At 73.6% G+C, this 12,859-nt stretch carries 11 protein-coding genes; 7 read left to right on the forward strand and 4 right to left on the reverse strand.

Going from position 1 to position 12,859, the window contains the following annotated elements; genetic code table 11:
* Positions 1–175: 175 nt before the first annotated feature.
* Positions 176–4,768 (reverse strand): ATP-dependent helicase, encoded by a 4,593-nt coding sequence (locus tag OHA81_RS23340; RefSeq protein ID WP_329198849.1) that lies wholly within the window; start codon positions 4,766–4,768, stop codon positions 176–178.
* 80 nt (positions 4,769–4,848) lie between these two features.
* Here OHA81_RS23340 and OHA81_RS23345 point away from each other — a divergent pair, with 80 nt between their 5' ends.
* The 3 genes from OHA81_RS23345 to OHA81_RS23355 all read left to right on the forward strand — a co-directional run bounded on the left by OHA81_RS23345 (position 4,849) and on the right by OHA81_RS23355 (position 6,882).
* A complete protein-coding gene (locus OHA81_RS23345; RefSeq protein WP_329198850.1) occupies positions 4,849–5,688 on the forward strand; it encodes an AraC family transcriptional regulator in 840 nt (279 codons plus the stop codon).
* Between the two features lie 190 nt (positions 5,689–5,878).
* Positions 5,879–6,577 (forward strand): AzlC family ABC transporter permease, encoded by a 699-nt coding sequence (locus OHA81_RS23350; protein ID WP_329198852.1) that lies wholly within the window; start codon positions 5,879–5,881, stop codon positions 6,575–6,577.
* Positions 6,574–6,882 (forward strand): AzlD domain-containing protein, encoded by a 309-nt coding sequence (locus OHA81_RS23355; RefSeq protein ID WP_329198854.1) that lies wholly within the window; start codon positions 6,574–6,576, stop codon positions 6,880–6,882. The genes OHA81_RS23350 and OHA81_RS23355 overlap by 4 nt, the downstream gene beginning before the upstream one ends.
* On the opposite strand, the gene OHA81_RS23360 is transcribed toward OHA81_RS23355, so the two are convergent.
* On the reverse strand, positions 6,879–7,808 hold the full coding sequence (locus OHA81_RS23360) for a hypothetical protein (protein ID WP_329198856.1): 930 nt from the start codon (positions 7,806–7,808) through the stop codon (positions 6,879–6,881). The genes OHA81_RS23355 and OHA81_RS23360 overlap by 4 nt on opposite strands.
* Positions 7,809–7,888: 80 nt before the next feature.
* Here OHA81_RS23360 and OHA81_RS23365 point away from each other — a divergent pair, with 80 nt between their 5' ends.
* The gene (locus OHA81_RS23365; RefSeq protein ID WP_190186251.1) at positions 7,889–8,083 is read left to right on the forward strand and encodes a DUF3046 domain-containing protein; all 195 of its coding nucleotides are present in this window, start codon (positions 7,889–7,891) and stop codon (positions 8,081–8,083) included.
* A gap of 234 nt (positions 8,084–8,317) precedes the next feature.
* Positions 8,318–9,442: an AI-2E family transporter gene (locus tag OHA81_RS23370; protein ID WP_329202496.1), complete on the forward strand. Its 1,125-nt coding sequence runs from the start codon at positions 8,318–8,320 to the stop codon at positions 9,440–9,442.
* On the opposite strand, the gene OHA81_RS23375 is transcribed toward OHA81_RS23370, so the two are convergent.
* Together OHA81_RS23375 and OHA81_RS23380 are read right to left on the reverse strand one after the other, a co-directional pair.
* Positions 9,396–10,172: a Clp protease N-terminal domain-containing protein gene (locus OHA81_RS23375; protein WP_329198860.1), complete on the reverse strand. Its 777-nt coding sequence runs from the start codon at positions 10,170–10,172 to the stop codon at positions 9,396–9,398. The genes OHA81_RS23370 and OHA81_RS23375 overlap by 47 nt on opposite strands.
* A gap of 123 nt (positions 10,173–10,295) precedes the next feature.
* Positions 10,296–10,721 carry a hypothetical protein gene (locus tag OHA81_RS23380; RefSeq protein WP_329198862.1) on the reverse strand — a complete coding sequence of 142 codons (426 nt, stop codon included), beginning with the start codon at positions 10,719–10,721 and terminating at the stop codon, positions 10,296–10,298.
* A gap of 336 nt (positions 10,722–11,057) precedes the next feature.
* On the opposite strand from OHA81_RS23380, the gene OHA81_RS23385 reads away from it, so the two are divergent.
* Together OHA81_RS23385 and OHA81_RS23390 are read left to right on the forward strand one after the other, a co-directional pair.
* Complete coding sequence (locus OHA81_RS23385) at positions 11,058–11,921, forward strand: S1 family peptidase (protein WP_329198864.1); 864 nt, start codon at positions 11,058–11,060, stop codon at positions 11,919–11,921.
* 160 nt (positions 11,922–12,081) lie between these two features.
* Positions 12,082–12,618 carry a hypothetical protein gene (locus OHA81_RS23390; protein WP_329198865.1) on the forward strand — a complete coding sequence of 179 codons (537 nt, stop codon included), beginning with the start codon at positions 12,082–12,084 and terminating at the stop codon, positions 12,616–12,618.
* The last annotated feature ends 241 nt before the right edge of the window (positions 12,619–12,859 follow it).

Here is a 12,859-nt window from a genome sequence, read left to right on the forward strand (position 1 = left end):
ATGGACTGTACGTTTGACTGCGCATCGTCAACCCGATGCCTGGTGGTGATCTTAGGGGCGGGGGAACGGGCTGATCCGCTCCTGGCGCGCTTCGTGACGTGCTCAGGACATAAGCGCAACGTAAGCGCGATGGTCGGGACGGAACCGGGCGGTCACGCGGGACGGAACCGGGCAGTCACGGGCGCAGGCGCAGGCCGCGGGGGGTGGCGTGGAAGCCGGCTGCCTCCAGCGAACGGCCCAGGGAGGAGGTCAGGGCGGCGGCCGCGTTGATCCGTTCGACCGTCAGGGGCGGGACCTTGCCCGCGCGGCAGCCCGCGGCCAGGGACGAGACGGCCGCCTCCAGGCGGGGATCCTCCGGCGGGGGCCACGCCAGCAGGGTCTTGCCGCCGCGCTCCAGGTAGAGGACGAGTTCCCCGTCGACCAGCACCACCAGGGAGCCCGCCTTGCGGCCCGGCTTGTGCGTGGCCCCGGCCGGGGGCTCCGGCCAGGGCAGGGCCGCGCCGTACGCGTTCGCCGGGTCGGCGGCGGCCAGCACCACCGCGGCCAGCGGGGGCGGCGTCCGCTCCGCCGCCCGCAACCGGTCCACCGCGCCGTCCATCGCGAACTGGGCCGCGCCCAGTCCCTCGACCACGTACCCCCGGCGGGCCTGGCCGCTGTCCTCGAAGGCGGACAGGACGCGGTAGACGGCGCTGAACCCGCCCTCCACCCCTTCCGCCGCCACCGCGCCGCGGGTCACCACACCGTGCCGGTCCAGCAGGGTCCGGGCCAGGGCGTGCGCCCGGTGCGTCGGGTCCGGGGCCTGGCCGGGCAGCAGCGACCAGCGGCCCGAGACCGTGGGCGGGCCGGTCCGGGAGGCCGCCGCGCTCAGGGTTCCGTAGCGGCCGCGCGGGACCGTGCGCCGCGCCCGGTGCGCGGTGGCGCCGGCGGTGCGGCCCGATCCCAGCAGGGAGCGCAACGGGGCCAGGGTGTCGTTGGTCAGCCGCCCCGACCAGGCCAGGTCCCAGAGCGCCTCGGACAGCTGGAGTTCGGAAGCCTCAGGCCACTTCGCCCGGACCGACTCCACGAGCTGGCGGAAGAACAGGCCGTAGCCGCCCGAGAGGGCGTCGAGGACGGCCTGGTGCAGCGGGGTCGTCTCCAGCGGATGCGGCGGTGGCAGGAGCAGGGGCGCCGCCTCCGCGAGGTAGAGCGAGAGCCAGCCGTCCTTGCCGGGGAGGGCGCCGGCCCCGGCCCAGACCACCTCCCCCGTGGTGGTCAGCTCGTCCAGCAGGGCGGGGGAGTAGCCCGAGACCCGTGAGGGCAGGATCAGGCGTTCCAGGGCGGAGGCCGGCACCGGGGCCCCCTGGAGCTGCTCGATCGCCCGGGCCAGGCCGTCGATCCCGCGCAGGGCGCCGCCCAGGTGCTGCCACTGGGGCAGGAAGGTGGCCAGGGAGGCCGGCGGCACCGGCTCCAGCTCCTGGCGCAGGGCCGCCAGAGAACGGCGGCGCAGCCTGCGCAGCACCGCGGCGTCGCACCACTCCTGCCCGATGCCCGCCGGGTGGAACTCGCCCTGCACCACCCGGCCCGCCGCCGCCAGCCGGTGCAGGGCGCCTTCGGTGACCGCCGCGCCCAGCCCGAAGCGGGCGGCCACGGCGGTGGTGGTGAACGGCCCGTGGGTGCGGGCGTACCGGGCGAGGAGGTCGCCGAGCGGGTCCTTGACCGGTTCCGTGAAGGCCTCCGGGACCCCGACGGGCAGCGCGGTGCCCAGCGCGTCCCGCAGCCGCCCCGCGTCCTCGATCGCCGCCCAGTGGTCGGCGCCGCCCACCCGGACCCGGATCGCCCGGCGCGCGGCGCCGAGTTCGGCGGCCCACGACGGCTGCGCGCCGCGCTCGGACAACTCCTCCTCGGTGAGCGGGCCCAGCAGGCGCAGCAGGTCGGCCACCGACTCGGCGTCCTTGGCCCGGCGGTCCTCGGTCAGCCACTGGAGTTCGCGCTCCAGTTCCTCCAGCACCTCGGCGTCCAGCAGTTCCCGCAGTTCCGCCTGGCCGAGCAGCTCCGCCAGCAGCCGGGAGTCCAGCGAGAGCGCGGCCGCCCGGCGCTCGGCCAGCGGCGAGTCCCCCTCGTACAGGAACTGGGCGACGTAGCCGAACAGCAGCGACCGCGCGAACGGCGACGGCTCCGGCGTGGTGACCTCGACCAGCCGGACCCGGCGCGCCTCGATGTCCCCCATCAGTTCGGTCAGGCCCGGCACGTCGAAGACGTCCTGGAGGCATTCGCGTACGGCTTCCAGGACGATCGGGAAGGACCCGAACTCGGAGGCCACCTGGAGCAGTTGGGAGGCGCGCTGGCGCTGCTGCCACAGCGGCGTGCGCTTGCCCGGACTGCGGCGCGGCAACAGCAGGGCGCGCGCCGCGCACTCGCGGAACCGGGAGGCGAACAGGGCCGAGCCGCCCACCTGGTCGGTGACGATCTGCTGGACGTCGCCGTGGTCGAAGGCGACGTCCGCCGCGCCCAGCGGGGCCTGCTCGTCATCGAACGCGAAGGACTGCGCGGGCGCCGCCGGATCGTGGTCGAGCAGGTCCATGGAGAGCAGGTCCGCGTCGGGCAGGCGCAGCACGATGCCGTCGTCCGCGTGCATCACCTGCGCGTCCATCCCGTACCGCTCGGCGAGGCGGGCGCCGAGGGCCAGCGCCCACGGGGCGTGCACCTGCGCGCCGAAGGGGGAGTGGACGACGACCCGCCAGTCGCCGAGCTCGTCGCGGAACCGCTCGACCACGATCGTCCGGTCGTCCGGCACATGACCGCAGGCCTCGCGCTGCTCGGCGAGGTAGGCGAGGACGTTCTCCGCGGCCCAGGCGTCGAGCCCGGCCGCCAGCAGCCGCAGCCGGGCGTCCTCGTCGGTGAGCCCGCCGAGCTCGCGCAGGAACGCACCGACCGCCCGGCCCAGTTCGAGAGGACGGCCCAGCTGGTCGCCCTTCCAGAACGGCAGCCGGCCCGGAACCCCGGGCGCCGGTGAGACCAGGACGCGGTCGCGCGTGATGTCCTCGATGCGCCAGGAGCTCGTGCCCAGGGTGAACACGTCCCCGACCCGGGACTCATACACCATCTCCTCGTCCAGCTCGCCGACCCGGCCGCCGCCCTTCTTCGGGTCGGCCCCCGCGAGGAAGACGCCGAAGAGGCCCCGGTCCGGGATCGTGCCGCCCGAGGTCACCGCGAGCCGCTGCGCCCCCGGCCGGCCGGTGATGGTGCCCGCCACCCGGTCCCATACGACACGGGGCCTGAGCTCGGCGAACGCGTCCGAGGGGTAGCGGCCCGCCAGCATGTCCAGCACGGAGGTGAACGCCGACTCCGGCAGCGCCGCGAAGGGCGCGGCCCGCCGCACCAGGGCCAGCAGGTCGTCCAGCTGCCAGGTGTCCATCGCGGTCATCGCGACCAGCTGCTGGGCGAGGACGTCCAGCGGGTTGGAGGGAATGCGCAAGGACTCGATCGAGCCCGTCCGCATCCGCTCGGTCACCACGGCGGCCTGCACCAGGTCGCCCCGGTACTTGGGGAACACGACGCCCGTGGAGACCGCGCCCACCTGGTGGCCCGCCCTGCCGACGCGCTGGAGCCCCGACGCCACCGAGGGCGGCGACTCCACCTGCACCACCAGGTCCACCGCGCCCATGTCGATGCCCAGCTCCAGGCTGGACGTCGCGACCACGGCGGGCAGCCGGCCCGCTTTCAGGTCCTCCTCGACCAGAGCCCGCTGCTCCTTGGACACCGAACCGTGGTGCGCGCGGGCCAGCAGCGGCGGGGCGCCCTGCGCGGCGCCCGACTGCGCCATGATCTCGGCCGGCGGTGACCCCTCGGGCAGCTCCTCTCCCATCGCCCGCTCGTACGCGATCTCGTTGAGCCGGTTGCACAGGCGCTCCGCGAGGCGCCGGGAGTTGGCGAACACGATCGTGGACCGGTGGGCCTGCACGAGATCGGCGATCCGCTCCTCCACATGCGGCCAGATGGAGGGCTTGTCCCCGCCCTCCCGGCCCTCCGTGGCGGGAGAGCCGCCCAACTCGCCCATGTCCTCGACCGGGACGACCACCGACAGGTCGAACTCCTTCGCCGACGGCGGCTGGACGATCTCCACCTTGCCGCGCGGCGCGAGGTACCGGGCCACCTCGTCCACGGGCCGGACCGTCGCCGACAGGCCGATCCGGCGCGCCGGGCGGGGAAGCAGCTCGTCCAGCCGCTCCAGCGACAGCGCCAGGTGCGCGCCGCGCTTGGTGCCCGCGACGGCATGCACCTCGTCCAGGATCACCGTCTCCACCCCGGCGAGGGCGTCGCGCGCCGCCGACGTCAGCATCAGGAACAGCGACTCCGGCGTGGTGATCAGGATGTCCGGCGGCCGCGTCACCAGCGCCCGGCGCTCGGCCGGCGGGGTGTCACCGGAGCGGATGCCGACGCGGATCTCCGGCTCGGGCAGGCCCAGGCGCACCGACTCCTGCCGGATGCCGGTCAGCGGGCTGCGCAGGTTGCGCTCCACGTCGACGGCCAGGGCCTTGAGCGGCGACACGTACAGCACCCGGCAACGCTTCTTCGGCTCGGCCGGCGGCGGGGTCGACGCCAGCTGGTCGAGGGCCGCGAGGAAGGCGGCCAGGGTCTTGCCGGAGCCGGTGGGCGCCACGACCAGGACGTCGGACCCCTCGCCGATCGCCCGCCAGGCCCCGTCCTGGGCGGAGGTGGGCATGACGAAGGCCCCCGAGAACCACGAGCGGGTCGCGGGGGAGAACGAGTCGAGCGCGCTACCGGACATGCCCCCATCGTGCACCCGGCCACTGACAACCGCCCGGACCTGCGTGAACGCGCCGACGGGCCGGGGCGCAGAATGGGGGGATGGGCACGGACGACGGCCGCCGGGAGTGGGCGCGGCACTGGCAGTACCCGGAACTGCCCGGCCTCGACCTGCTGCGTGCCCACTACGTCCGCCACACCTTCCCGCGCCACGCCCACGACGGGTACGTCATCGCGGCCGTCACCGGCGGCGTCGAGGAGATCGGGCTGCCCGCCGCGACCCTGCGCGCCGGGCCGGGCAGCGTGGTACTGATCAACCCGGAGGTGGCGCACACCGCGCGCGCCGGGGTGCCCGAAGGCTGGGCGTACGCCACCCTCTACCCGTCCCGCGCGCTGATCAGCGAGGTCGCCGCCGAGATCGGCACGCTGCGCGGGACCCCCGGCTTCACCGCCGACATGGTCCCCGACCCGCAGGCCTCGCAGGTGATATCCGAGGTACACCGGGCCGCCGAGGCCGGGAACGCGCTGGCCGCCGACACGCTGCTGCGCGGTGTGGTGGCGCGGATGCTGACCCGGCACGCCGGACCGCTGCCGGCCCGTACGGTCCGGCGCGCGGGCGGCGCGGACGCGGAGCGGGCCAGGGCCGTGCTGGAGGAACGGATCGCGCAGCCGCCGTCGCTGGAGCAGCTCGCGGCGGAGCTCGGGACGAGTCCGTTCGCCCTGCTGCGTGCCTTCCGGGAGAGGTACGGGATGCCGCCCCACACCTGGCTGACCGACGCCCGGGTGCGGCGCGCCCGGCGGTTGCTGGACGCGGGCACCGCGCCCGCGGAGGCCGCAGTCGCCGTCGGCTTCACCGACCAGCCGCACCTGAACCGGCACTTCACGCGGATCGTCGGGGTCCCGCCGGGCGCGTACCGGCGGGAGCGCAGGCACACCGGCTGACCCCGGGCGGTCCGACCGGTCCCGGGCCGTCCGGTGCCCCGGGCATCCCGCCGGCCCGGGCATCCCGCCGGCCCGGGCCGCCCCGCCGGTCCGGGGGTTCCGCCCCGGCCCGCAGGTCCCGGGCGCGCGCAAGAACGTACAAGACCGCCTGCCGGCCCCCGCATAACGTCAGGGCGTGGGAGAACATCAGATGGTGATACAAGAGGCCCCCCAGGGGGTCGACGAACGGCCGCGCAGCGCCGTCATACGGGACGCGCTCGGCGTCGGGGTGGCCGTCGGCCTGTCGGGATTCGCGTTCGGGGTGACCGCCGCAGGATCCGGTGTCAGCGTGCTCCAGGCCTGCGTGCTGAGCCTGCTCGTCTTCACCGGCGCCTCGCAGTTCGCGCTGGTCGGCGCCCTCGCCGCGGGCGGCAACCCGTTCACCGCCGCCGCCGGGGCCTTCTTCCTGGGCACCCGCAACGCCTTCTACGGGCTGCGGCTGTCCCAGCTGCTCGCCTTCCCCAAGGCCCTGCGGCCGCTCGCCGCGCACTGGGTCATCGACGAGACGACCGCCGTCGCCCTCGCCCAGCCCGGGCGCAGGTCGGCGCGGCTCGGGTTCACCGTGACCGGGCTGACCCTGTACGTGCTGTGGAACCTCACCACCCTGCTCGGCGCGCTCGGCGCCGAGGCGATCGGCGACACCACCGTGTGGGGACTGGACGCCGCCGGTCCCGCCGTCTTCCTCGCCCTGCTCGCACCGATGGTGAAGGGCCCCACCGAACGGGCCGTCGCCGCCCTCGCCCTCGTCCTGGGTCTCGGCCTGCTGCCCGTACTGCCCTCCGGGGTGCCCGTGCTGATCGCGGCGCTGGCCGCTCCCGTCGTGCTGTGGATGAAGGGACGCCGCTCATGAACGTCTGGATCGCCATCGGGCTGACCGTCGTCGGCTGCTACGCCGTCAAGCTCGCCGGCCTGCTCGTGCCCGCCGGAGCGCTGGAGCGGCCGGCCGTGCGCAGGCTGGCCGCGCTGCTGCCGGTCGCGCTGCTCACCGCCCTCACCGCCCAGCAGACGTTCAGCACCGGCCACGAGCTGGTCCTCGACGCCCGCGCCGCCGGACTGGCCGCGGCGGCCGTCGCGCTGCTGCTGCGGGCCCCGTTCCTCGTCGTGGTGGGCATCGCGGTCCTCGTCACGGCGGGCCTGCGCGCCATGGCCGGCTAGCCGAGGGTGCGGCCGTAGGCGCGGAGCGTCAGGAGCGCCTCCAGGGTGGCGATGGGGCGCCGCTCCAGGGGGCTGCCCGCAGCCGTGGCCGGCCGGGCCGCCGGCCAGCCCCCGTCCGGTTGCTGCCGGGAGGCGAGGAAGTCCAGGGACCGGCCCATCTCCGCGTCGGTGAACCAGCCGCGCGCGTACGACTCGGGGCGGCGCGCCAGGTCGTACGGGTACAGCTCCTCGTCCGGCGCGTCCGCGGGAGCCGTCGGCCCCCCGGCCGGGCGCGCCGGATCCAGCACCACCAGGCGCTGCTCGCGCACCAGCCGCCCCAGCCGGTCGGCGGCCGCCGCGGCCCGGCTGCGGTCGGGGACGCCGTCGAGGAACGCCACCGCGCCGCGGACCTCGTAGGGGTGCCAGTGGCGCGGCGTCTCGACGCGGTCCCAGCAGAAGTCCGTGGCCCGGAAGAGCCACGCGTGCCAGACGCGGTTGCGGTGCAGGGCGCCGACGACCGGGCCCGTGGTCAGCAGAGCGCCCTGCGGACCGCCGTGCGCCGGGGGGTGCGGGGCCGCCGGAAGGCCGCCCGGGGCGGGCGACACCACCGGGAGGGCGCCGTCGGAGGTGGAGACCGCGGCCAGGTGTCCGCAGAGCTGCTCCACCCGCCGCCCCCCGCAGCGGCCGAGGGCGTCCAGCACCCGCAGGGCGTACGCGGCGTGCAGCGGCTGGCTCAGCGGTCCGCGCAGATCCGGGTCGAGCGCGTGCCCGTAGCCGCCGTCGGCGCCCAGGTACGCCCCGAGGGCGGCGTCCACCCCGTCGGCGTCGCCGCCGAGGAAGTGGAACGCGAACCGGCGCTGCTCCAGCACCCGCGCCGTGAGCCAGATGAACCGCTCGGCGCGGGTCAGCGGGGTCGTCGCGGCCGGCGGGGCTTCGTCTCCAGGCATGCGGGAACCGTAGGGCGCCGGATGCGGGGCCGGGGGTGCGAACGCGGCCGGTGCACTCTCCGGGGCGCGATACTGGTGGCATGCGGTTGACGATTTTCTGGGAGCGGATGGCCGAGTACTTCGGGGCGGCCTACGCGGACTCCTTCGCGCGGGACCACGTCATGACGGAGCTCGGCGGACGCACCGTCCACCAGGCGCTGGAAGCGGGCTGGGAGGCCAAGGACGTGTGGCGCGCGGTGTGTTCGGCGATGGACGTGCCCGCCTCACTGCGCTGAGGCGGAGGCCGGCCGGACCGTTCCGCCCAGGGGTGGGTCAGACTGGGGTGCGTGGCAGCGACTGAAGAGACGACCCCCCGACGGCCCGAGCAGGGCGAACACCCCGATCACCCCGAACACGAGGACCGGCCGGAACACGAGGACAGCCCCGAGCACGCCGGCCCGGCCGCCGGGCCCGCGGCGGACACGGCAGCGGCGACCACGGCGGCGACCGCGGCGGTGGCCGGGGCCCGGATGCCGCGCTGGCTGCCCCGCGCGGTGATCCTCGTACTGGCCCTCGTCGCCTGCTTCCAGCTCGGCAGCTGGGCCTTCCACCAGCTGATCGGGCTGCTCGTCAACATCCTGATCGCCTTCTTCCTCGCGCTCGCGGTAGAGCCCGCGGTGTCCCGGATGGCGGCCCGCGGCATGCGCCGCGGACTCGCCACCTTCCTCGTCTTCCTCGGGGTCTTCGTCGCGGCCGCCGGGTTCGTGGCCCTGCTCGGCTCGATGCTCGCCGGTCAGATCGTCGACATGGTGGAGGGCTTCCCGCGCACCCTCGACTCCGTGATCAGATCGGTCAACACGACGTTCCACACGGATCTGTCCCGGCTGGAGATCCAGGACAGCCTGCTGCACTCGGACTGGCTGCAGAAGTACGTGCGCAACAGCGCGAGCGGAGTGCTCGACGTGTCCGCCACCGTGCTCGGCGGCCTGTTCAAGCTGCTGACCGTCGGGCTGTTCTCCTTCTACTTCGCCGCCGACGGGCCGCGGCTGCGGCGCGCGCTGTGCTCCGTACTGCCGCCGGCCAAGCAGTCGGAGGTGCTGCGCGCGTGGGAGATCGCCGTCGCGAAGACGGGCGGGTACCTCTACTCGCGCGGACTGATGGCACTGATCTCCGGCGTCGCCCACTACGTGGTGTTCGCCGTCCTCCAGGTGCCGTACGCACCCGCGCTCGCGGTGTGGGTCGGCCTGGTGTCGCAGTTCGTCCCCACCATCGGCACCTATCTGGCGGGCGCGCTGCCCATGCTGATCGCCTTCACGGTCGAACCCTGGTACGCGCTGTACGTGCTCGGATTCGTGGTGGTCTACCAGCAGTTCGAGAACTACGTGCTCCAGCCCAAGCTCACCGCGAAGACGGTGGACATCCATCCGGCGGTCGCCTTCGGCTCGGTCATCGCGGGCACCGCACTGCTGGGGGCGGTCGGGGCGCTCATCGCGATCCCGGCCGTCGCCACGCTCCAGGCCTTCCTCGGCGCGTACGTGAAGCGCTATGAGCTGACGGAGGGCGCCGACACGCCCGACGGCGGCGGGCGGGGAGCCGGCGCCGACTCCGCTACTCCCCCTGCGTCCCTTCGACGACGGCTGCCAGGGCGTCGGTGACGGCTGCCTCGACGGCGCCCTTCTCCAGGCCGAGACCGCTGAGGACGCCTTCCCCGTTTTCGAGTTCGAGGAGGGCGAGCAGGATGTGCTCGGTGCCGACGTAGGGGTGGCCCAGGCGCAGGGCCTCGCGGAAGGTCAGCTCCAGGGCCTTCTTCGCGCCGGCGTCGAAGGGGGTCAGGGCCGGCAGCTCGGCCGGGTCGACGGGCTCGGGCAGGAGCGCGGTGACGGCGGCGCGCACGGCGTCCTCGGGGACGTGCTGCCGGCTCAGGACGAGCGCGGCGAGCCCCTCGGGCTCGGCGAGCAGGCCGAGCACCAGGTGTCCGGTGCGGATCTCGGTGTTCCCGCGGGCGCGGGCCTCGTTCTGCGAGGCCACGACGACGCCGCGGGCACGGGGGGTGAAGCGGGCGAAGCCCTGGGCGGCGTCGGGCTCGGCGCCCTCGCCCCCGTCGGCCCCGGCCTTGTCGGCCTTGGGGACGAAGCGCTTCTGGGCGGCCTGGCGGGTGACACCCATGCTGCGGCCGATGTCGGTCCAGGAGGCGCCGGAGCGGCGTGCCTGGTCGACGAAGTGGCCGATCAGGTGGTCCGCGACGTCACCGAGGTGCTCGGCGGCGACGACGGCTCCGCTGAGCTGCTCCAGGGTGTCGGGGTGGACCTTCTTGATCGCCTCGATCAGGTCGTCGAGGCGTACCGGACTGGTCATGCGAACGGGTTCCACGGAGGGATTCGTCATGGTGCAACCGTAGGTTGACAGTCGAAAGGGTGTCAACCCTGGGTTGTCAGTCGGCATGTATGAAGGTGTCCGGTGGCCGGGCCCCGTTCCCGGGGGTGGGATCCGGCCACCGTCGCGACCGCGTCAGGCGACCGGCTGGGACTGGCTCGTCAGCAGTCCGATGACCTGGTCCATCTCGTTGCGCCAGAGGCGGTGGACGTTCATCCGGGTCGGCTTCTCCTGGCCCGGGAGCTGGAAGCGGAACGAGCTCCAGACGGCGTTGCGCTTGACTTCGGTGACCGCGCCGACGGCCTGGGCCGGCGGTATGGCGAAGACGATCTCCTGCGGCCGGTTGCTCATCCGGCTCGCCTTGTGGAGGACCACGGCCTGCTCGGTCACGGTGACGAAGTAGTAGGTGAGGAACATCTGGCCGATCAGGCCGAGCATGCTCATCAGCCAGACGCTGGGGCCGGCGATGGCCTGGATCGTGACGATGGGCCGGTCGGCCGGGTTGATCCGGGCGATGGCCTCGGCCACCTGCTGCTGGATCGTGGCCTTCTTGATGGCCATGGTTCCTCCAAAGCGGAATGAGCGCCCTCGGTCTTCGGGGGCACCGCAGAGTACCGGTGGACAGGGGGGAGTTCGGGGCCGGGTCCGGCCGCAGACCCATGGGGGCGGGTATGCCGCGCCCGCCTACGTTCGTAACCGGATGGGCAGGTTGGGGCAGTTGGGGGTGGTGTGGGGGACGGCCGGGGTGTGGTTTCGGCCAGCGGGCGGCCAACCGCCGCGGTGATAGCGGCTTTCCCCAACCGACCATGCCCTCTTGTGGGTTGGGCGCGGGGTCCCAACAATGCGCATGACAACCGGAGGATCTTCGGTTGCATGTCACCAGAGGGGAACCCCCACATGAACAAGCCTCTCGCCGGCGCCGTGCTCTCCTTGCTGCTGATCGGAGCGGGAGCGGCACCGGCCGTGGCCTCCGTACCCCAGGAGGCGGCCGCGCCGGCTCCGTCGCGGGAGCGGGCCGCGCAGGCCGTCACGGTCAACTACGCGGGGACGGTCGCGCTCAGCAACTGCTCCGGCTCCGTCGTGCGCGCCCCCGGCTCCCAGCCGAACGACCCCGCGCTCGTGCTGTCCAACGGCCACTGCCTGGAGACGGGATTCCCGGAGCCGGGCCAGGTCATCAAGGACCAGCGCTCCACCCGGTCGTTCTCGCTGCTGGGCGCGAACGGCAACAAGGTGGCGACGCTGCGGGCGAGCAAGGTCGCCTACGCGACGATGACCGACACCGACATCACGATCTACCAGCTGACCTCCACGTACGCGCAGATCCAGAGCCAGTACGGCATCAGCGCGCTCACCCTCAACGACGCCCACCCGGTGCAGGGGACGCCGATCAAGGTCGTATCGGGTTACTGGAAGCGGACCTACAGCTGCAACGTCGACGGGTTCGCCTACCTCCTCAAGGAAGGTTCCTGGACCTGGAAGGACTCGGTCCGCTACACCTCGTCGTGCAACACCATCGGCGGCACCTCCGGTTCCCCGGTGATCGACACCACGACCGGCAAGGTCGTCGCCGTGAACAACACCGGTAACGAGGACGGCGGGCGCTGCACGGACAACAACCCGTGCGAGGTGGACCAGAACGGCGCGGTCACGGTCCGCCAGGGCATCAACTACGCCCAGGAGACGTACATCATCGTCCCCTGCATAGGCGCCGGCAACAAGATCGACCTCACCCGCCCCGGCTGCACCCTCCCCAAGCCGTAACCCCCCGGGCCGCCGCCCCCACCGCCTTCCCGCGGCGGGGGCGGCACCTCGCGTTGCCGGCGGCCCCCTCGGGATTCGCCGGTCCGACCCCTCCCCGGCGGGCTACTGTACGGACACGCCGCGTTGCTCACGGTCACCCGGTCGCCCGAGGAGGATTCCTGTGCCATCGCCCTGCGACTCCCAATACGCCCCCGCCGGCGATGTGGGCACGGCGCTCATGGTGATCGACTCGCGGCTCAGAAGCGTCTACGGGGGCAAGGACGCGGCCGACCCCGAACAGCAGCGGCTGATCGACCAGTTCACCGCGTCGTTGGGTCGCGAGGAGGCCGACGCCGTGGTGGACGGCACGTGCACGCTCATCTACATGTTCACGCAGTGGCTGCGGATGGCCTACGAGGAGCACGACAAGGACGTCATCGAGTACGTGGTGCCCGGCTTCGTGGCCTCGATGCGCATGATGCCCAAGAGCATCCGCTCCGAGGTCGTCCCCACCATGACCGGCCTGGTCGTCGCGGCCGCCACCGGCCTCAGTCCCAACCTGTGGAGGAAGCAGTACGGGGACTGGACCGGGGACGAGATGAACGCCCTGGAAGCCACGGCCCTGCTGCTCGCGGAGCACATCAACCGGCTCACCGACGACCGTGACTTCGCCACCCGCGTGATCAGCCAGGCCCTGGCCGGCGCGAACCAGGACTGATACCGGACGGCGAGGAGGCCGGCGCCGCCATCCGAACCATCCGACGGGCGGACGACGCCCTCATCGCCGGCGACGGCACAGAGCGCGCGGCCGGCGCCGTCCGCCCGGCCGTCCGCCCGGCATCGCCGGGCCGTCCCGCGCAGCACGGCCGGCGGCGGGTTGGCTTGACATGGAAATCGAACACGCATTCTCATGGGTTATCCACAGCCGAACCGGGTGTGGGAGCGCATTGTCAGTGGCA

Source organism: Streptomyces sp. NBC_00667 (genome assembly GCF_036226825.1).
Lineage (GTDB): Bacteria > Actinomycetota > Actinomycetes > Streptomycetales > Streptomycetaceae > Streptomyces.

Bases quoted from the DNA above. Each gene is read 5' to 3' on its own strand.
- OHA81_RS23380 (WP_329198862.1), bottom strand. From the start codon at position 10,721: ATGGCCATCAAGAAGGCCACGATCCAGCAGCAGGTGGCCGAGGCCATC.
- OHA81_RS23375 (WP_329198860.1), bottom strand. From the start codon at position 10,172: ATGACGAATCCCTCCGTGGAACCCGTTCGCATGACCAGTCCGGTACGC.
- OHA81_RS23350 (WP_329198852.1), top strand. From the start codon at position 5,879: ATGGTGATACAAGAGGCCCCCCAGGGGGTCGACGAACGGCCGCGCAGC.
- OHA81_RS23370 (WP_329202496.1), top strand. From the start codon at position 8,318: ATGCCGCGCTGGCTGCCCCGCGCGGTGATCCTCGTACTGGCCCTCGTC.
- OHA81_RS23360 (WP_329198856.1), bottom strand. From the start codon at position 7,808: ATGCCTGGAGACGAAGCCCCGCCGGCCGCGACGACCCCGCTGACCCGC.
- OHA81_RS23345 (WP_329198850.1), top strand. From the start codon at position 4,849: ATGGGCACGGACGACGGCCGCCGGGAGTGGGCGCGGCACTGGCAGTAC.
- OHA81_RS23385 (WP_329198864.1), top strand. From the start codon at position 11,058: ATGAACAAGCCTCTCGCCGGCGCCGTGCTCTCCTTGCTGCTGATCGGA.
- OHA81_RS23355 (WP_329198854.1), top strand. From the start codon at position 6,574: ATGAACGTCTGGATCGCCATCGGGCTGACCGTCGTCGGCTGCTACGCC.
- OHA81_RS23340 (WP_329198849.1), bottom strand. From the start codon at position 4,768: ATGTCCGGTAGCGCGCTCGACTCGTTCTCCCCCGCGACCCGCTCGTGG.
- OHA81_RS23365 (WP_190186251.1), top strand. From the start codon at position 7,889: ATGCGGTTGACGATTTTCTGGGAGCGGATGGCCGAGTACTTCGGGGCG.